We start from the raw sequence: 17,298 nt of genomic DNA, 5'->3' as shown, positions 1-17,298 counted from the left end.
GGAGAGGACCCTGCAGAGCCCGTTCAGGCGGGCAGCGCGCTCAACCGTCCGAGCAGGGCGGGCGTCGCCATCACCATGGCGCGTTCCTGCGGCGTCAGGAAGGAGACGGCCTCCTCGATGGTATCGGCCTCATCGATCTTGGCGATCGACTGCGCCTCGACCGGATCGATCTTGCCGCGCGGGCGGGGCGGCACGGCGTCGGTCAGGGCGAGGTGGACGGCACGCAGGTTTTCGTCGCGGGCGATGGCGAGGAGATCCGGCGCTTTGTCGACCGCTACCTCGTAGTTGGGGCGGGCGGCGGCAGCGGCGATCGCCACGGCCGGCGGATCGACTTCCTCCGGCGTGCGCAGCAGGCCCATCCGGCGGACGAAGCGGCCGACCTTGTTGGACCCGGTCATGCCGGAGACCGGCACCACCAGCAGCAGGCCGAGGATCGCGGGCGATAGCCAGGCGACCAGCACCAGCGAATCGAGCCAGGCGGCGCAGAGCAGCGCCAGGCCGAGCAGGAAATGCCAGCGATGGCGGATGATCAGCGAGCGGATCGGCACGCCGCCATCGTCGCGGCGCTGCGGCTTCCAGCCGGAATCGCGGCCGAGCAGGATCGATACGATGGCGCCGGTATGCACCAGCATCATCACCGGGGCGATCAGCGCCGAGATGATGATCTCGAACAGGAAGCTCGCAATGGTGCGGAAGCCGCCGACCTTGCGCCGGTCGGTGCGGTTGCGCAGGAACGAGACCAGGCCGAGGAATTTCGGGCCGAACAGGATCACCAGCGTCAGGCCGAACAGCCGCAGCGCGCGCTCGGCGTCGATCACCGGCCAAGTCGGGAAGAGCTGGAAGTCCTCGGTGAAATATTCCGGCCGGATGAAGTGCGCCTGCAGCGACAGCGCCAGACCGGCGAGGATCAGGAGCAGCCAGAGCGGCGAGGCGAGATAGGAGCCGATGCCGGTCATCAGATGGATGCGGCTGACCCAATGCAGGCCGCGTGCGGGCAGCACCAGAACATGCTGGAGATTGCCCTGGCACCAGCGGCGGTCGCGCACGGCGAGGTCGATGATCGAGGGCGGGCTCTCCTCATAGGAGCCGGCGAGATCCTCGGCGATCCGCACCGTCCAGCCGGCACGGCGCAGCAGCGCCGCCTCGACGAAATCGTGGCTGAGGATATGGCCGCCGAAGGGCGGCTTGCCGGGAAGGTCGGGCAGGCCTGCCGCGTCCATGAAGGCGCGGGTGCGGATGATGGCGTTGTGGCCCCAGTAATTGCCCTCGGAGCCGGTCCAGAAGGCGAGGCCGGCGCCGACAACCGGGCCGTAGACGCGGCCGGCGAACTGCTGCAGCCGGGCGACGATGGTGGTGCCGTTGACGAGGGCGGGGATGGTCTGGATCAGGCCCGCATCGGGGTCCTCCTCCATCCGGCGCGCCAGCTCGACGATCGTCTCGGGGGCGATCAGGCTGTCGGCGTCGAGCACCAGCATGTGGTCGTAGGCGGCGCCCCAGCGGGTGCAGAAATCAGCGACATTGCCGGATTTGCGCGCCACATTCTTGCGGCGGCGGCGGTAATAGACCCGGCCCCGGTCGCCGAGGCGGTCGCGCAGCGTCAGCAGCGCCGCTTCTTCCTCCAGCGCCACGTCGGGATCCGTGGTGTCGGACAGGATGAACCAGTCGAAGGCCGGGCCCTGCTGCAACTCGTCGAGGCCGACGGCCATCGCCTCGACCGCGGCGAAGACGCGCGACGGGTCCTCGTTATAGGTCGGCATCAGCATGGCGGTCTTGCCGCCGAGCGGGCCGGGGGGCGTGCGCTTCTGGCGGTAGCGCCGGGCCATGACCACGCCATAGCCGGCGATCGAGCTGACGAAGGCGAGCGCGATCCAGCCGAAATTCAGCGCGAACAGCACCAGCACGGCGATCTCGATCGGCGTCAGGCCGCCGACGATCAGCACCTGCTCCATTTCGTAGACGGCGATGGCGGCCAGCAGGAACGCGCTGCCCAGGATGCCGATGCGGCGAACCCAGGACGAGCGCGAGCGGCGCGGATCGACGAATTTACGACGGTCGCGCCGACGGAAGCGCCAGAGCGACTGGATCGGCATGTCGGACGGGGTTTCCGCCGGCATGCCGGGCGCGCGGTGCGGCGCCGGGGCGTCATCGGGAGCAAGGGCAGCCGGCGGGGATCGATCCGCCGGTTGAGCCGCTTCCGCGGCCGGGAAAGCGATTACGCCGTCCATCGATAGACCCAGGTCTCCGCTGGCCGCTCATCCGGGAACTGCAGCACGACGCGCAATTCGACCAGCGTCGCGTCTTCCGGATCAAGCTCAAAGTTGACGCGCCAACCCTCGCCCAGCTTCGGGTTCGGCATGACCACCACGTTGCTGATCTTACCCTTTGACGTGGAGACAGTCGCCTTCGGTTCCTGGGGGGGATGACCCTCCTGGGCCTGGGGCGGGAAAAAGTCGATCACAAAGCGGCGATTGGGGCTGTCGCCATCGAGCGTGGCGCGGCCGATGCGGGTGCCCGCCACGACCATGCCGCCCGGCACGTAGTTCGGGTCGCCGCCCCAGGACAGGCGATAGGCGAAGGCGTATTCGGTGCCGGCCGCGATCACGTCCTTCGGCTGCCAGTAGGCGACGATGTTGTCGTGCACTTCCGAATTGGTCGGAATCTCGACCAGCGTCACGGCGCCCTGGCCCCAGTCGCCGACCGGCTCGACCCAGAGGCTCGGCCGCGCTTCGTAGGAAGCCTCGAGATCCTCGTAATTGTCGAACACGCGGTTGCGCTGCATCAGTCCGAAGCCGCGCGGGCCGGCGTCGACGAAGGCGCTGATCTGCAGCGTCGTCGGATTGGAGATCGGCCGCCACAGGCGCTCGCCGCGGCCATTGACCATCAGCAGGCCGTCGGAATCGTGCACCTCGGGGCGGAAGTCGTCGATGCCGATGCGGTCATTGGCGCCGAAGAAGAACATGCTGGTGCCCGGCGCCAGGCCGACCTTGGTCAGGTCGGTGCGCGGGAACAGCGTGGCTTCCACGTCCATGGTCGTCGGATAGCCGGGGCGGACGGTGAAGCGATAGGCGCCCGACGCGCTCGGGCTGTCGAGCAGCGCGTGCAGGACGATGGTGTCGCCGTCCTTGATCGGGGTCTCGACCCAGAAGGCGCGGAAGATCGGGAATTCCTCGCCCTCGGGCTCGGCCGTCTTGATGGCGAGGCCGCGCGCGGAGATGCCGTAGAGCTGGCCGCGTCCGACCGAGCGGAAATAGCTGGCGCCCTGGAAGACGAGGATCTCGTCGAAATAGTCGGGGTTGTTGATCGGGCCGTGCACGCGGATGCCGGCGAAGCCCATGTCGGTATCGGGGATGCCCTTCGGCACCAGCGGTCCGAAGTCGAACATGTTGGTCGAGTAGGGCAGGTGCTTGGCCTGGCCTTCCTTGACGATGGCGACCTCGATCGGCTCCTTGAAGTAGAAGCCCGGATGGAACAGCTGCAGCTTGAACGGCAGGCCGTCATCCGCCCAGACCGACGCGCCCGCCTTGAAGCGGATGTCGCGATACTGGTCATAGGTGAGGTTCTGCAGCACTTCCGGCAGCCGCGACGAGGGCGCTGCGAACGGAACACGGGAGAGGCGGCGCGCAATCTCCGCCACGGTCGACCGGGTGAAAGGTCCGTCCGTCGCGAGCGAGGCGGCGACATTGTTGGCCTGGGCCATGGCCTCAACCGGGTACAGGTTGCCAATGGCCGCGACGGCGACGAAGGCACCGGCGGATGCCAGAAGGCGGCGCCGCGAAATCTGGTACGGAGTCTCAGTCATTTTCTGTCTATTTTCTCGGGAAACCGGTTTTGTTGCCCGAACTTAGGGTCGAACTGTGGTGAAAATTTCACGGTCCATCTGCCGTAGCCGATTTGGCTGCGGCGGTCGATGGGCCGGGGCGCTCGCCGGCGCGGCGCGATGATCCCGACCATGCCGGGAGAAGAGGCGGAAATCGGCCGGTACCGGCCCATCCGCGCCCCAAAGCTCACGTTCGACAAGCCCGCGATCTCCGCGCCATGATTCCGGTCAATTTCAAATCAGCTTAACTGTGTTTTGTGGATTGCGGAATGTCGCAGAACCCCCTCCGTGATCTTATTTGTTGCAGTGCCCGCGTTCCTCCCGCCCTGCGGCGTGAACGCGCCTGTCCCGCCGCTTCCGCGTCCCGCTTGCGCGGCTACTTGTGCGCGCCGTGCCGCGTCGGCATTCTCTGCGCGCGGAGCGGCTGAAATACGCTATGACGCCACGAAACGTCCTGTTGAGGAAACATTCATGATCACGGTTTTCGGCTCCATCAATATCGATCTCGTCAGTCGGACCGCGCGTCTGCCGCGCCCGGGCGAGACGGTGCCCGGATCCGAATACAAGCTGATCCCCGGCGGCAAGGGCGCCAACCAGGCGCTCGCGGCGCGGCGCGCCGGCGCCACCGTCCGGATGATCGGCGCGGTCGGCGATGACGACATGGCCGCCACCGCGCTTGCCGAGTTGGAAGCCGGCGGCGTCGACCTCTCCGGCGTCCAGCGCCGCGGCAAGACGACCGGCATGGCGGTGATCACCGTCGACGACCATGCCGAAAACACCATCGTGCTGTCGCCGGGCGCTAACGCCAAGCTCAAGGCGACCGACCTCCAGCCGGGCTCGATCGGCGCCGGCGACACGCTGCTGCTGCAGATGGAAACGCCCTTCGCGGAGACGCTGGCCGCCGCCCGTGCGGCCAAGGCTGCCGGCGCGCGCGTCGTGCTCTCGATCGCGCCGTTCCTGCCGATCGAGCGCGAAGCCTTCGCCGACATCGACATGATCCTGGTCAACGAGACCGAGGCCGCCGACCTCGCGCGTCACCTCGGCCTGCTGCCGGGTTCGACCGGCGCCGAGACCGTGACAAGTCTCGCCAACGAACTGAAGCGCACCGTGATCGCGACGCTCGGCCCCGATGGCGCGGTCGCCGCCACCGGCGAGGACACGATCAGCGTTCCGGCGCTTCAGGTGGTTCCGGTCGACACGACCGGCGCCGGCGACACGTTCTGCGGCGTGCTGGCGGCCCTGCTGGACGAGGGCGCCGACCTCGCAACCGCGATGCGCCACGCGGCCGTCGCGGGCTCGCTCGCCTGTACCAAGCCCGGAGCGCAACCGAGCTTCCCGCTCCGCGAAGCGATCGAATTGTCGCTGGGCGGCGACCCGGCTTTTCCGTGACAGCCGGCCGTCTCTATTGTATGACGATCGACAAGCCCGATCACTGGTGAATGTCATCTTCACCTGAAAAACGACTGGGGTCCCGCCCTGCGCGCCAAGGCTGCGCGATCGCGGGCGGAGCCTCAGCCCTTGCCTCTTGTTTTAGAGAACCCCGATGAGCGTCACCACCGCTGCCAATCCCCGCACCCTGCGCCTGAACGCGACCGACAATGTCCGCGTCGCCATCGACACGATCCTGCCGGGATCGATCGTCGAGGGTGTGACCGCCAGCCAGCGCGTGCCCAAGGGCCACAAGATTGCCGTCACCGGCATCGCCGAGGGTTCGCCGGTGCTGAAGTTCGGCCAGATCATCGGCTTCGCCAAGACGGCGATCGCGCCGGGCGAATGGGTGCATGAGCATAATTGCGGCATGTCCGAATTCGACCGCGACTACCAGTTCGCGGAAGGCGCGCATGATGACGGCCTGCTGCCACTCGCCGAGCGCCGCCATTTCGACGGCTACCATCGCCCGAACGGCAAGGTCGGCACGCGCAACTATATCGGCATCCTGACCAGCGTGAACTGCTCGGCGACTGTGGCGCGCTACATCGCCGATGCCTTCAACCGCTCGGATATCCTCAAGGATTATCCCAATGTCGACGGCGTCGTCGCCTTCGTGCACGGCCAGGGCTGCGGCATGGGCGGTTCGGGCGAGGGCTACGAGACGCTGGAGCGGACGCAGTGGGGCTATGCCGCGCATCCGAACCTCGCCGGCGTTCTCGTCGTCGGCCTCGGCTGCGAAGTGTTCCAGATCCCGCGCCTGATGAAGCAGTACAATCTCGTCGAGCATGACGGCTTCCGCACGATGACCATCCAGGAGACCGGCGGCACCCGCAAGACGATCGAAGCCGGCATCGCCGTGATCAAGGACATGCTGCCCGCCGCCAACGCCTACAAGCGCCAGGCGACGCCGGTTTCCGAGATCATGGTCGGCCTGCAGTGCGGCGGCTCGGACGGCTATTCCGGCATCACCGCCAACCCGGCGCTCGGCTATGCCTCCGACATTCTGGTCCGGCATGGCGGCACCACCATCCTGTCGGAAACGCCGGAGATCTACGGCGCCGAGCACCTGCTGACCCGCCGCGCGGCCAACCGCGAGGTCGGCGAGAAGCTGGTCGGCCTGATCAAGTGGTGGGAAGATTATACCGAGCGCAACCAGGGCGAGATGAACAACAATCCCTCGCCCGGCAACAAGCTTGGCGGCCTGACGACAATCCTGGAGAAGTCGCTCGGCGCGGCGGCCAAGGGCGGCACCTCCACGCTGCGCGGCGTCTACAAATATGCCGAGCCGGTCGACACGCATGGCTTCGTCTACATGGACAGCCCCGGCTATGACCCGGCCGCCGTCACCGGCCAGATCGCATCGGGCGCCAACATGATCGTCTTCACGACGGGCCGTGGCTCGGCCGCCGGCTACAAGCCGACGCCGTCGATCAAGCTCGCGACCAATTCCGACGTTTACACCCGCATGATCGACGACATGGACATCAATTGCGGCGACGTCCTCGACGGCGTTTCGATCGAGGCCAAGGGCCAGGAAATCTTCGACGAGATCGTCGCGGTTGCTTCCGGCAAGCACTCGAAGTCGGAAGACCTCGGCTATGGCGACGCGGAATTCGTGCCGTGGCAGATCGGCGCCGTGATGTAAGGCCCGGCCTTACAGCCTGTATTTTTTGAAAGGCCCCCGTTCCGGTTGGACCGGGGGCCTTTTTTTATTGTCTGGAGGCACCTCCCCACACTTCGGAGGGTGGGGAAGCAGCGGAGCCCTAGCCGCCCGTCATCACGTCAAAAATCAGCTTCATGTTCAGCACGATGATCGTCGCCGCGATGATGCCGGCGATGGCGGTGAGCCAGCGCGGGGCCGTGAACTCGCCCATCTTGCGCCGCTCGGCGGTGAACTTCACCAGCGGGATCACGGCGAAGGGCAGCTGCAGGCTGAGGATGACCTGCGACAGGATGAGCAACTGGCCGGCGCCCTTGTCGCCATAATAGATCGTGACGGCCGCCGCCGGCACGATGGCGATGCCGCGGGTGATCAGCCGGCGCAGCCAGGGCGCGAGGCGGATGTTGAGGAAGCCTTCCATGACGATCTGGCCGGCCATGGTCGCCGTCACGGTCGAGTTCAGGCCGCAGCAGAGCAGCGCTATGGCGAACAGGGTGGGCGCCAGCGCCGAACCGAGCAGGGGATGCAGCAGCGCATAGGCCTTGTCGAGCTCCACCACCTCGGTCGAGCCCTTGGCGTGGAAGGCGGACGCCGCCAGGATCAGGATCGAGGCGTTGATCGCGAGCGCGAACAGCAGCGCCAGCGTCGAATCCAGGGTCGCAAAGCGGATCGCCTCGCGCTTGCCCTGGCTGTCGGTGTGGTAGGCGCGGGTCTGCACGATGCCGGAATGCAGATACAGATTATGCGGCATCACCGTCGCGCCGATGATGCCGAGCGCCAAATAGAGCATGTTGGGGTTGGTGACGATCTGGGTGGTCGGCGCGAAGCCGCGCACCAGGTCGCCCCAGACCGGGTCGGCCATGACGATCTGCACCAGGAACGACACCGCGATCACGCCGAGCAGGGTGATGACCAGCGCCTCGACCCAGCGGAAGCCCTTGGTCTGCAGGTAGAGAACCAGGAAGACGTCGAGCGCCGTGATCAGCACGCCGATTTCGAGCGGGATGCCGAACAGCAGGTTGAGACCGATCGCCGTGCCGATCACCTCGGCAAGGTCCGTGGCGCAGATCGCGATCTCGGCGAACAGCCACAGCATGGCGGCGACGGGCGCGGGATAGGCGTCGCGGCAGGCCTGCGCCAGATCGCGGCCGGTGGCGATGGCGAGCCGGGCGGCCAGCGCCTGCAGGATCATGGCCATCAGGCTGGACAGCAGCACGACGAATAGCAGCGTGTAGCCGAAGCGCGAGCCGCCGGCGATCGAGGTGGCCCAGTTGCCGGGATCCATGTAGCCGACGGCCACCAGATAGCCCGGTCCCAGGAAGGCGGCCGCCTTGCGCCAGTTTGGCGCGCCCGGATCCACCGCGATCGAGCTGTGGACTTCAGAGAGCGACGGCGCCCCGCGCTCGCGACGCCATCCGGCTCCCGATGCCTTCTCTTCCTCGATCGTTCGCATGATGGCTTTCAAGAATGCAATTGAGAACTATTCGCAATAAATGGCGGCGATGCGGACAAAGTCAATCGGAACCTTGCGGCAGGAGGGCGCCCACGCGCGGCGCCGCGAAGGCGCGACATTCGCGCCACAGATCCGCGCGGGGCGCGAATTGCGAGCTGCGACTGGCGGTGGCGATGGACAGGCCCTAGTTTGATAGCCTGATGATCGCCGCTCCATCTGATCAAGAGGTATTCGATGCAGACCCGCAAGCTCGGCACTACCGATCTCGACGTCTCCGTGATTGGTCTCGGCACCAATAATTTCGGCGGACGCATCGACCTCGAAGGATCGCGCCGGGTGATCGACGCGGCGATCGATCACGGCATCAATTTCTTCGACACAGCCGACATCTACGCCGACACCAATTCGGAAAGCATCCTCGGCGAGGTGCTGGGCGCACGGCGCGACAAGATCGTGCTGGCGACAAAGTTCGGCAAGCCGATCCAGGGCTCGCCCGAGGGCAAGCGGGCCTCGCGCCCCTATATCCTGAAGGCGGTCGAGGACAGCCTGACGCGGTTGAAGACCGATCGCATCGACCTCTACCAGCAGCACGAGCCCGATCCCGAAACGCCGATCGAGGAGACGCTGGCCACGCTCGAGGAACTGGTGACCGCGGGCAAGATCCGGCATTACGGCGCCTCCAACTTCTCGCCGAAGCAATTGCGCGAGGCGCAGGAGGCGGCCCGCAAGGCCGGCTATCGCGGCTTCGTTTCCAGCCAGGACGAATACAGCCTGGTTGAGCGCACGATCGAGACCGAGATGCTGCCGGTGGTCCGCGACGAGCAGCTGGCGCTGATCCCGTTCTTTCCGCTCGCCAGCGGGCTGCTGACGGGAAAGTACCGCAATGGCGAGCCACCGGCGGGCAGCCGCTTCAGCGCCTGGAAGGCGCTCGGCGAACGCTATCTGACGCAGCGCAATCTGGTTCTGGTGGAAAAGTTCGACGCCTTCGCCGTCGCGTCCGGCCACACCGTTCTGGAACTCGCCTTCGCCTGGCTGCTGGCGCAGGAATCGGTGCCCTCGGTGATCGCGGGCGCGACGACGCCGGAACAGATCGCCGCCAATGCGAAGGCCTCGGAGTGGAACCTGTCCGCCGCCGATCTCGCCGCCTTCCACGCGCTGGTGGGCTGACCCCAAGCGTCCGGCTGGGATTGCGTCAGAAGAGATCGGCGGGCTCCCCGCCGATCGGGTGGAATGGGACATGGACCGGATCGACCGCTATCTGCCGAAATATGATTTCAACGAGCGCCATGCCTGCGAGGTGAAGGCGTCGCCCGATGTGGTGATCGCGATCGCGGCGGCGTATCGGCCGGAATCCGATCCGTTCTTTCGCCGCATGATCGCGTTGCGGGAGGTCCCCATGCGCGGATTGCGCCGGCTTCTGCGGCGGGAGGGCCCGGCGCCTGCTTCGTTCGGGATGCAGAATTTCCTGCTGCTCGAGCAGGCGGCGGGAAGCAGCCTCGTCTATGGCCTCGTCGGACGCTTTTGGCGGACGGACTACGGGCTCGTCCCCTTGCCGGACGGGGAAGCGTTTCGCGCCTATGGGGAGCCCGGCGTGCCGAAGCTGGCGCTGGCGTTCCGGGCCGAGGCGATCGGCGAAGGACGGACACGGCTCTCGACCGAGACGCGGGTCTTCTGCCCGGATCGCGGCGCGTGGCTCCGCTTCGCGCCTTATTGGTACGCCATCCGCCCCGTCAGCGGCCTGATCCGCGCCCGCATCCTCGCCTCGATCCGGCGGCAGAGCGAGCGCCTGGCGGCGGGCTGAGTCGGCTCAGAGATGGATTTCCGGGGCGGTCGGGCAGGTCGAGGGCTTGCGCCGGTCCCAGCCGCGCGAGGTCCATTCCTTGGCGGGGCCGGCATTGGCACCGCCGGTTTCTTCCGGCACGAAGAAGGTGAAGCAGTTGGCGCCGTCGCGCTCGACGAAGAAGCAGGCGCCTTCCTGGCTGTCATAGAAGGTGCAGAACTTGCCGTCGCGCACCGACCATTGGCCGGAATCGGAGCCGTCGACGTCGTGATAGCGCACCGAGCCGTCTTCGCTGTAGGTCTCGCTGAAGAACGCGCCATTGTTGTAGATGCCGTCCAGCGTCACGCCGGAAAACAGCCCCTCGATCTCGGCTCCCGGCACGCGCGTGCCGGCAAGGGCGGCCTGTGCTGCCAGCCCCACGCCAAGCGCGACGACGAGGGAGGCGGAGAGACGTCCGATAACCCGCTGCATCTGGCTCAAGCCGTTCGTCTCCGTTGACTTTGCGCCGGTTTGGCGGCAGAACGTGCGCCAACTTCATTCGGGTAGACCGATGACCGCGCACGCCGTTGCATCTTCGATCCTAGTCGACCTGGTGGCTTCCGTCACCCGGGCAAGCACGGCCGTCACGCGCATCTCCACCACCGACAAAACGTCGAAAACCACGACGACCGCCTGACTGTCCCTCCTGCGCCCCCAATCTCCCTCGGGGCCCTGAGGGAGACGGGGCCGATCGAACGCGGCTTTTCGCGGACGGACGGTGGGGGAGAGAGACGGACAAGGAGCAGGACAAAACATGGGTTACAAGGTCGCGATCGTCGGCGCCACGGGCAATGTGGGCCGCGAAATTCTTTCGATCCTCGACGAGCGCGGCTTCCCGGCCGATGAAGTCGTGGCGCTCGCCTCCCGCCGCAGCCAGGGCACCGAGGTCTCCTTCGGCGACCGCGTGCTGAAGGTGAAGCCGCTCGACCAGTATGATTTCTCCGACACCGACATCTGCCTGATGTCGGCCGGCGGCGCGATCTCCAAGGAATGGGCGCCGAAGATCGGCGCGCAGGGCTGCGTCGTCATCGATAATTCCTCGGCCTGGCGCTATGACGCGCAGGTGCCGCTGATCGTGCCGGAAGTGAACGCCGATGCGATCGTCGGCTGCTCCAAGCTCAACATCATCGCCAACCCGAACTGCTCGACCGCGCAACTCGTCGTCGCGCTGAAGCCGCTGCACGACATCGCCACGATCAAGCGCGTCGTCGTCTCGACCTACCAGTCGGTGTCGGGCGCCGGCAAGGAAGGCATGGACGAGCTGTTCACGCAGACCCGCGCCGTCTTCGTCAACGATCCCGTCGAATCGACCAAGTTCACCAAGCGCATCGCCTTCAACCTCATCCCTCACATCGACGTCTTCATGGAAGACGGCTACACGAAGGAAGAGTGGAAGGTGATGGCCGAGACGAAGAAGATCCTCGACCCGAAGATCAAGCTGACCTGCACCGCCGTGCGCGTGCCGGTGTTCGTCTCGCACTCCGAATCCGTCAACATCGAGTTCGAGAAGCCGATCACCGCCGACGAGGCGCGCGACATCCTGCGCGAGGCGCCCGGCTGCCTGGTCATCGATAATCCGGAAGAAGAGCAGTACATCACGCCCTATGAGGCGACCGGCGAGGACGCGACCTACATCTCGCGCATCCGCGAGGACGCCACCGTCGAGAACGGCCTCAACATGTGGGTCGTCTCCGACAATCTGCGCAAGGGCGCCGCGCTCAACGCCGTGCAGATCGCCGAAGTGCTGGTCAACCGCAAGCTGATCAAGCCGAAGAAGCAGGCTGCCTGAGGCTTTTCAGGCTCCAAATAACAAAAGGCGCAGCCGCGAGGCTGCGCCTTTTTTGTTGGATTGCCGATGGACTCGCTCGGTCATCATCCCGAGGTGCTTCGCGTCCGCGAAGCCTCGAAGGAGGATCCAGCCGGCGCCCCGGCTTGTCATCCTATCCGGGGCGATACTGCAGACCGGGTGTTTCCTGGACCCTCCTTCGGGGCGCGGCTTTGCCGGGCACCTCAGGATGAGGGTCGAGGTTGGAACAACCCGCGAGAAGCGAGCGCCCCGCTACCCTAAGCCTCGATCTCGTCGGGAACCGTGAAGCGGCCGGTTTCCTTGTCGAGCAGATAGAGCTCGCCGGTCGAGATATCGAACCAGGCGCCGTGCAACTCCAGCTCGTCGATCTCTTCCAGGCTCTTGATCCACGGGAAGGTGCGCAGATTCTCGATAGTCTGGCGGATCGAGGCGAACTCCATCGCGCGCTGGCGGTCGGTGGTCTCGACCGGATCGTCGCAGATCAGCGCCTCGGCCGGCTTCAGCAACGAGGTCCACTTGCTGATGTAGTCGTTGGATCCCTGCAGTTCCGGCGCGTCGCGCTCGGCCATGTAGGCGGTGATGCCGCCGCAACGGCCATGGCCCATGACGACGAGGTTGCGGACTTTGAGGCCCATCACGCCGAACTCGATCGCCGCCGACGTGCCGTGATGTTCGCCATCCGGGGTGAAGGGCGGCACCAAAGCGGCGACGTTGCGGACGACGAAGAGCTCGCCGGGCGCGGCGTCGAAGATCGTCTCCGGGGCGGCGCGGCTGTCGCTGCAGCCGAGGATCATGGTGCGCGGGCGCTGGCCGGTTTCCGCCAGAACCTTGTAGCGCGAGCTTTCCTGCGGCAGGCGCTGATCGCGAAAGGTCGCATAGCCGCGCAGCAGCCGGGACGGGAATTCATGGGCCTTGGCCATCGGGTGGTGCTCCAAAGGGGGGCCTGAGACGGCATCATGCAGTGCAGCATGATCGTAGCGTTCCAATAAACGGCTTTGACGTATGGGTCGAGAGGGTTTGCACGCTGCGAACGCGTCTGTCTACGCCCAGATCGCGATCCGCAGCCCCTTGGAATCGCGCGCCGGTTCGGCCGGAAAACTCTCGCCCTCGCCGCGATAGAGGCGCCGTGCGATCAGGGCATTCGCCGCCGCGTCGAGCAGGTCGTCGGCCGCTGCGCCGCGCGGCGGGTTGGCGAGATGCCGGGCCTCGTAGCCATGGCGGACGAGCAGCTCGCGGCGCTGGTCGAGGCCCGCGGGATTCGGGCGGCTCTTGACCTTCTTCGGCAGCGACATCGCCGCTTCGCCATTCAGCCGCCAGAAGGCGAGTTCCGGATGCACCTCGTAGATTCGCGCCTCCAGCGCCGGCGTCATCAGCGCGTCGATCTCGCGCATCTTGGGGAAGATGTGGAAGCACTGCTTCGAGACCATGCGGGGCGGATCGGACGCCGCCGCCGCGACCGCGCAGGCCTCGCGATAATCCTCCGTCATCACGGCGCTACGGCACGGGACCGAGAAGACGGAACTCTGCCGCTCGCCCAGCCGCTTTCGCACCAGCCGCTCGGGCCCACGTCCTTCCGGCCCGATGAAATCCGGCAGGCCGATCGGCATGTCGACTGCAAGAACAGTGTTCTCGGCCGCCTCGATCAGGTCGGCGAAGCGCGAAACAATCCGAATCTCGGGCTCGATCGGGCCTTCGGGAGAAATCGAAACGGCGATCCAGCCGGCAGGGCAGCCGTCAATGCCGACGACGCGCGTCCCGCTCACGGGATGATCCGCACCGGCGTGCGCGGCGAAAGCAGGCGATCCTGGATGGCGGCGAGCGGCAGTTCGTTGCTGCCGAGGCTGGCCGCCGCGTCGATCGCATCGGCGACGGCGGCGGTGGCGAGACGCAGCGCCTCCGCGTCGCCCGCGCCCTCGACCAGATGGGCCAGGAACAGGGCGGCGAACAGATCGCCGGTGCCGTTCGGCACGCGGTCGCCGATCGCGGCGTGGCTGGCGCGGATGGTGTCGTGGCCCTCGCCATTGCGCGACAGCAGCAGCGTGGTGATCTCGCCTTCCGTGCCGGCGGCCGAGGTGACTGCGATGCGCGGCGTCGAGAGCGTGGTGGCCGCGGCATGCAGCGCTTCGGCGGGAAGCGCGAGGTTGCCGGTCAGAAAGCCCAACTCGGTCGGGTTCGGCGTCAGGATGTCGGCGCGCGGCACGAGATGGTCGCGGATGGCGCTCGCGGTCACCTCCGGCACATAGAGGATGCCGGCGTCTCCCATCACGGGATCGCAGAGATAGAGCGCGTCGGGCCGCGCTGCCTTCACGGCGTCGACCAGCCGGGCCACGGCGGCCGGCTGGCTGGCCGCGCCCATATAGCCGGTCAGGATCGCGCCGATCTCGCCAAGCCAGGGTGCGCGGATCAGGTCGTCGATCAGCGCCTCGAAGGCCGCTTCATCCGGCACGATGCGGCTGGATTTGCCGTGGCCCGGATGCCAGGGCAGCGTCACCGTCTGCACCGACCAGACCGGATGGCCGAAGCGTTCCAGCGCGAAGGCGGCGCCGCGACCGCCCACGGCGCCGCGCACGACGGTCGAGGAGATCACGAGGATGGCGGGCTTGGCGACGAGTTCGGTCGGGACGGTCATGGCGCATGCTTCCTGCGGCGCCGGCGGCTTGGCCGGCGGTGCGAAACTAGCCGATTCGGTTCCGCTTATCTGCTCTCCTGCCTATGCTGCGCTCGACGCAACCCAGGAAGCCCCCATGAAGCCGATCCGTCCGCGCCGCTCCGCCCTCTATGTGCCGGGCTCCAATCTCCGCGCCATGGCCAAGGCGCCGACGCTCGGCGCCGATGTCGTGATCTTCGATCTCGAGGACGCCGTGGCGCCATCGGAGAAGGACGCGGCCCGCGCGCATGTCGTCGAGGCGGTCGGCGCGCTGCGGCAGGCCGGCACCCAGGCCGAGATCGTCGTGCGCGCCAACGGTCTCGACACGCCCTGGATCGAGGCAGACCTCGCCGCGATCGGCAGGGCACTGCCAGACGCGCTGTTGCTGCCGAAGATTTCTCGGGCCAGCGACCTCGCCCGGGTGCGCGCGATGATCGCCGCAGACATGGCGCTGCCGCTCTGGGCGATGGTCGAAACCCCCCGCGCGGTTCTGGGTCCGCTGGAGATCGCCGAGGCGCAGGACGCGCGCCTGCCGCTCACCGTGCTCGTGCTGGGCCTGAACGACCTCGCCCGCGAGACGGGCACGCGGCAGCTACCCGGCCGGGCGCCGATGCTGCCCTGGATGATGAATGCATTGGCGGCGGCGCGGGTGGCGGGGATCGAGATCCTCGACGGCGTTCACAACGATATCGCCGACACGGAAGGCTTTGCGGCCGAGTGCCTGCAGGCCCGGCAATGCGGCTTCGATGGCAAGACGGTGATCCATCCGGCCCAGATCGCCGGCGCCAACGCCGCCTTCGCGCCGGACGCCGAAGAACTGGCCCGGGCGAGCCGCATCGCCTTCGTGTTCGACGCGGCGGAGAACGCCGACAAGGGCGTGGTGCGCGTCGAGGGCCGCATGGTCGAGCGCCTGCACGCCGACATGGCCAAGCGCCTGCTGGCCCGGGCCGAGGCAATCGCCGCGCGGGGGTAGGGGACGACGGCGAGGGTGGGGACCGTGCCTTGTCCGGATGGATATGGCATGGGATCCGGTCCGGAGAGCCCGTAAACCCTCACCCGCCGGCCTTCGGCCGTCGACCTCTCCCTCAGGGATAGGTGAAGGGGCGCCGGCCGCTCCCCCCACGCTCGCCGTCCAACGCGGGCTCGGTGCTTGCGCCCGCTCGCCGTCCAACACTGGCTCTATGCTTCCGCCGCGGCCGCCGTCCAAGACGGGCTCTATGCGTCGGCCACGGCCGCCGACCAGAACTGGCTCGCCGCTCCCCCACGCTCGCCGTCATCCTCGCGAAAGCGAGGATCCATGCAGCTGCGATCTAGGGCGTGCGAACCTCCCGATGCCTCGGCTGAATCGATCCCGGCTCGGGGGCCGGGATGACGGCGAGGGGGGCAGTCCTTGTCCGGATGGGCCGGGTCAGCAGCCGAGCGGGCGCCAAACAAAAAAAGGCGCCGGAAGTGCTTCCGGCACCTTTCGAATGCGAGGAAAAAACCGATCAGGCCCAGGGGCGGACGGCTTCGGTGGTCTTTTCGAAGGCTTCGATGTTCGGCGCCTTGACCATGGTCAGGCCGATATCGTCGAGACCGCTCAGCAGCTTTTCCTTGCGGGCCGGGTCGATGTCGAAATGCACGGAGCCGCCGTCCGGGCCGCGGATTTCCTGCGCTTCGAGGTCGACCGTCAGGCGCGCGTTCTCGCCGCGATTGGCGTCGTCGAACAGCTTGTCGAGGTCTTCCTTGGAGACGCGGATCGGCAGGATCCCGTTGTTGAAGCAGTTATTGTAGAAGATGTCGGCGAAGGAGGTCGAGATCACGCAGCGGATGCCGTAGTCGAGCAGGGCCCAGGGCGCATGCTCGCGCGACGAGCCGCAGCCGAAATTGTCGCCGGCGACGAGGATCGTGGCATGGCGGTAGGCCGGCTTGTTGAGGACGAACGTCTCGTTCTCGCTGCCATCGTCGTTGAAGCGCATTTCGGCGAACAGCCCCTTGCCGAGCCCGGTGCGCTTGATCGTCTTCAGATAGTCCTTCGGAATGATCATGTCGGTATCGATGTTGATCAGCGGCAGCGGGGCCGCGACGCCGGTCATCGTCGTGAATTTTTCCATGGTGATCATTCCCAATTTGCCGTTCAGACGGCGGTAAATGCGCTGAAAACCGGCCGAGGTCAAGACTTTCGGCGATTTGGCGACGTTTCGCGACGCCTTAGCCGGCCGCTTCCTCGATCGCTTCCATGTCGGCGTCGGAGAGGCCGAAATGATGGCCGATCTCGTGGATCAGGACATGGCTGACGATCGCGCCCAGCGTTTCGTCATGCTCGGCCCAGTAGTCGAGGATCGGGCGGCGGTAGAGCCAGACGCGGTTCGGCAGCATGCCGGTATATTCCGTGGCCGAGGCATGGGCGAGGCCGACGCCCTGGAACAGGCCGAGCAGGTCGAATTCGGACTCGATGCCCAGCGCGTCGAGCGCCTCGTCATCGGGAAAATCGTCGACGCGGATCTCGATCTCGCCGGACAGGCTGCGGAATTCGTCCGGCAGGCTTTCGAGCGCCGCCTGGCCGAGGGCCAGAAAATCATCGAGCGAGGGCGCCTTGAGGGCGTCGAGGTCGAGCTTTGCCATGATGCAGGTCGGATCCGGCTGGTGGGGTGGAAAGGCTGCCGGAGACAGGCAGCCCGCGGC

General features: G+C 66.8%; 16 protein-coding genes. 6 read left to right on the top strand and 10 right to left on the bottom strand.

Annotation, left to right across the window (positions count from 1 at the left end; genetic code table 11):
• Positions 1 to 23: 23 nt before the first annotated feature.
• The 3 genes from mdoH to ABIE08_RS20975 are packed head-to-tail and all read right to left on the bottom strand — an operon-like array spanning position 24 to position 4,017.
• Entirely contained in the window at positions 24 to 2,225 is a 2,202-nt protein-coding gene (gene mdoH / locus ABIE08_RS20985; protein ID WP_354553798.1) for a glucans biosynthesis glucosyltransferase MdoH, read from the bottom strand.
• Positions 2,213 to 3,799 carry a glucan biosynthesis protein gene (locus tag ABIE08_RS20980; protein WP_354553797.1) on the bottom strand — a complete coding sequence of 529 codons (1,587 nt, stop codon included), beginning with the start codon at positions 3,797 to 3,799 and terminating at the stop codon, positions 2,213 to 2,215. Before ABIE08_RS20980 ends, mdoH begins: the two co-directional genes overlap by 13 nt.
• Positions 3,796 to 4,017 carry a hypothetical protein gene (locus ABIE08_RS20975; RefSeq protein ID WP_354553796.1) on the bottom strand — a complete coding sequence of 74 codons (222 nt, stop codon included), beginning with the start codon at positions 4,015 to 4,017 and terminating at the stop codon, positions 3,796 to 3,798. The genes ABIE08_RS20980 and ABIE08_RS20975 overlap by 4 nt, the downstream gene beginning before the upstream one ends.
• A 271-nt stretch (positions 4,018 to 4,288) precedes the next feature.
• Here ABIE08_RS20975 and ABIE08_RS20970 point away from each other — a divergent pair, with 271 nt between their 5' ends.
• Both ABIE08_RS20970 and ABIE08_RS20965 read left to right on the top strand, forming a co-directional pair.
• Positions 4,289 to 5,206, top strand: coding sequence for a ribokinase (locus ABIE08_RS20970; protein WP_354553795.1), 918 nt, complete (start codon positions 4,289 to 4,291; stop codon positions 5,204 to 5,206).
• A 154-nt stretch (positions 5,207 to 5,360) separates the two neighbouring features.
• Positions 5,361 to 6,893 (top strand): UxaA family hydrolase, encoded by a 1,533-nt coding sequence (locus ABIE08_RS20965; RefSeq protein ID WP_354553794.1) that lies wholly within the window; start codon positions 5,361 to 5,363, stop codon positions 6,891 to 6,893.
• Positions 6,894 to 7,011: 118 nt separating this feature from the next.
• On the opposite strand, the gene ABIE08_RS20960 is transcribed toward ABIE08_RS20965, so the two are convergent.
• Complete coding sequence (locus ABIE08_RS20960; RefSeq protein WP_354553793.1) at positions 7,012 to 8,361, bottom strand: Nramp family divalent metal transporter; 1,350 nt, start codon at positions 8,359 to 8,361, stop codon at positions 7,012 to 7,014.
• A gap of 234 nt (positions 8,362 to 8,595) precedes the next feature.
• Here ABIE08_RS20960 and ABIE08_RS20955 point away from each other — a divergent pair, with 234 nt between their 5' ends.
• Positions 8,596 to 9,528, top strand: a complete 933-nt coding sequence (locus tag ABIE08_RS20955; protein ID WP_354553792.1) for an aldo/keto reductase — start codon at positions 8,596 to 8,598, stop codon at positions 9,526 to 9,528.
• A 70-nt stretch (positions 9,529 to 9,598) separates the two neighbouring features.
• The gene (locus tag ABIE08_RS20950; protein WP_354553791.1) at positions 9,599 to 10,162 is read left to right on the top strand and encodes a hypothetical protein; all 564 of its coding nucleotides are present in this window, start codon (positions 9,599 to 9,601) and stop codon (positions 10,160 to 10,162) included.
• A 6-nt stretch (positions 10,163 to 10,168) separates the two neighbouring features.
• Here the strand turns inward: ABIE08_RS20950 and ABIE08_RS20945 are convergent, their stop codons facing one another.
• Positions 10,169 to 10,621 (bottom strand): hypothetical protein, encoded by a 453-nt coding sequence (locus tag ABIE08_RS20945; protein WP_354553790.1) that lies wholly within the window; start codon positions 10,619 to 10,621, stop codon positions 10,169 to 10,171.
• A 313-nt stretch (positions 10,622 to 10,934) separates the two neighbouring features.
• Between ABIE08_RS20945 and ABIE08_RS20940 the strand changes: the two genes are divergently transcribed.
• The gene (locus ABIE08_RS20940) at positions 10,935 to 11,969 is read left to right on the top strand and encodes an aspartate-semialdehyde dehydrogenase (RefSeq protein WP_354553789.1); all 1,035 of its coding nucleotides are present in this window, start codon (positions 10,935 to 10,937) and stop codon (positions 11,967 to 11,969) included.
• 275 nt (positions 11,970 to 12,244) lie between these two features.
• On the opposite strand, the gene ABIE08_RS20935 is transcribed toward ABIE08_RS20940, so the two are convergent.
• The 3 genes from ABIE08_RS20935 to pdxY all read right to left on the bottom strand — a co-directional run bounded on the left by ABIE08_RS20935 (position 12,245) and on the right by pdxY (position 14,616).
• A complete protein-coding gene (locus ABIE08_RS20935; RefSeq protein WP_354553788.1) occupies positions 12,245 to 12,907 on the bottom strand; it encodes a carbonic anhydrase in 663 nt (220 codons plus the stop codon).
• A 120-nt stretch (positions 12,908 to 13,027) separates the two neighbouring features.
• Positions 13,028 to 13,750 (bottom strand): DUF429 domain-containing protein, encoded by a 723-nt coding sequence (locus ABIE08_RS20930; RefSeq protein ID WP_354553787.1) that lies wholly within the window; start codon positions 13,748 to 13,750, stop codon positions 13,028 to 13,030.
• Positions 13,747 to 14,616 carry a pyridoxal kinase gene (gene pdxY / locus ABIE08_RS20925; protein ID WP_354553786.1) on the bottom strand — a complete coding sequence of 290 codons (870 nt, stop codon included), beginning with the start codon at positions 14,614 to 14,616 and terminating at the stop codon, positions 13,747 to 13,749. Before pdxY ends, ABIE08_RS20930 begins: the two co-directional genes overlap by 4 nt.
• 115 nt (positions 14,617 to 14,731) lie before the next feature.
• Here pdxY and ABIE08_RS20920 point away from each other — a divergent pair, with 115 nt between their 5' ends.
• Positions 14,732 to 15,607, top strand: a complete 876-nt coding sequence (locus ABIE08_RS20920; RefSeq protein WP_354553785.1) for an HpcH/HpaI aldolase/citrate lyase family protein — start codon at positions 14,732 to 14,734, stop codon at positions 15,605 to 15,607.
• Positions 15,608 to 16,121: 514 nt separating this feature from the next.
• Here the strand turns inward: ABIE08_RS20920 and leuD are convergent.
• Positions 16,122 to 16,727, bottom strand: a complete 606-nt coding sequence (leuD, locus tag ABIE08_RS20915; RefSeq protein WP_266331425.1) for a 3-isopropylmalate dehydratase small subunit — start codon at positions 16,725 to 16,727, stop codon at positions 16,122 to 16,124.
• A 97-nt stretch (positions 16,728 to 16,824) separates the two neighbouring features.
• On the bottom strand, positions 16,825 to 17,238 hold the full coding sequence (locus ABIE08_RS20910) for a metallopeptidase family protein (RefSeq protein ID WP_354553784.1): 414 nt from the start codon (positions 17,236 to 17,238) through the stop codon (positions 16,825 to 16,827).
• Positions 17,239 to 17,298 lie beyond the last annotated feature (60 nt).

It is taken from the genome of Kaistia defluvii, from assembly GCF_040548815.1.
Classification (GTDB): domain Bacteria; phylum Pseudomonadota; class Alphaproteobacteria; order Rhizobiales; family Kaistiaceae; genus Kaistia; species Kaistia defluvii_A.
The sequence above is the reverse complement of the archived record's forward strand: the minus strand, read 5'-3'. Positions and strand labels throughout refer to the sequence as shown.

Excerpts from the sequence above, each read along its gene's own strand:
- mdoH (WP_354553798.1), bottom strand. The coding sequence starts at position 2,225 with ATGGACGGCGTAATCGCTTTCCCGGCCGCGGAAGCGGCTCAACCGGCG.
- ABIE08_RS20980 (WP_354553797.1), bottom strand. The coding sequence starts at position 3,799 with ATGACTGAGACTCCGTACCAGATTTCGCGGCGCCGCCTTCTGGCATCC.
- ABIE08_RS20970 (WP_354553795.1), top strand. The coding sequence starts at position 4,289 with ATGATCACGGTTTTCGGCTCCATCAATATCGATCTCGTCAGTCGGACC.
- ABIE08_RS20965 (WP_354553794.1), top strand. The coding sequence starts at position 5,361 with ATGAGCGTCACCACCGCTGCCAATCCCCGCACCCTGCGCCTGAACGCG.
- ABIE08_RS20960 (WP_354553793.1), bottom strand. The coding sequence starts at position 8,361 with ATGCGAACGATCGAGGAAGAGAAGGCATCGGGAGCCGGATGGCGTCGC.
- ABIE08_RS20955 (WP_354553792.1), top strand. The coding sequence starts at position 8,596 with ATGCAGACCCGCAAGCTCGGCACTACCGATCTCGACGTCTCCGTGATT.
- ABIE08_RS20950 (WP_354553791.1), top strand. The coding sequence starts at position 9,599 with ATGGACCGGATCGACCGCTATCTGCCGAAATATGATTTCAACGAGCGC.
- ABIE08_RS20940 (WP_354553789.1), top strand. The coding sequence starts at position 10,935 with ATGGGTTACAAGGTCGCGATCGTCGGCGCCACGGGCAATGTGGGCCGC.
- ABIE08_RS20935 (WP_354553788.1), bottom strand. The coding sequence starts at position 12,907 with ATGGCCAAGGCCCATGAATTCCCGTCCCGGCTGCTGCGCGGCTATGCG.
- pdxY (WP_354553786.1), bottom strand. The coding sequence starts at position 14,616 with ATGACCGTCCCGACCGAACTCGTCGCCAAGCCCGCCATCCTCGTGATC.
- ABIE08_RS20920 (WP_354553785.1), top strand. The coding sequence starts at position 14,732 with ATGAAGCCGATCCGTCCGCGCCGCTCCGCCCTCTATGTGCCGGGCTCC.
- leuD (WP_266331425.1), bottom strand. The coding sequence starts at position 16,727 with ATGGAAAAATTCACGACGATGACCGGCGTCGCGGCCCCGCTGCCGCTG.
- ABIE08_RS20910 (WP_354553784.1), bottom strand. The coding sequence starts at position 17,238 with ATGGCAAAGCTCGACCTCGACGCCCTCAAGGCGCCCTCGCTCGATGAT.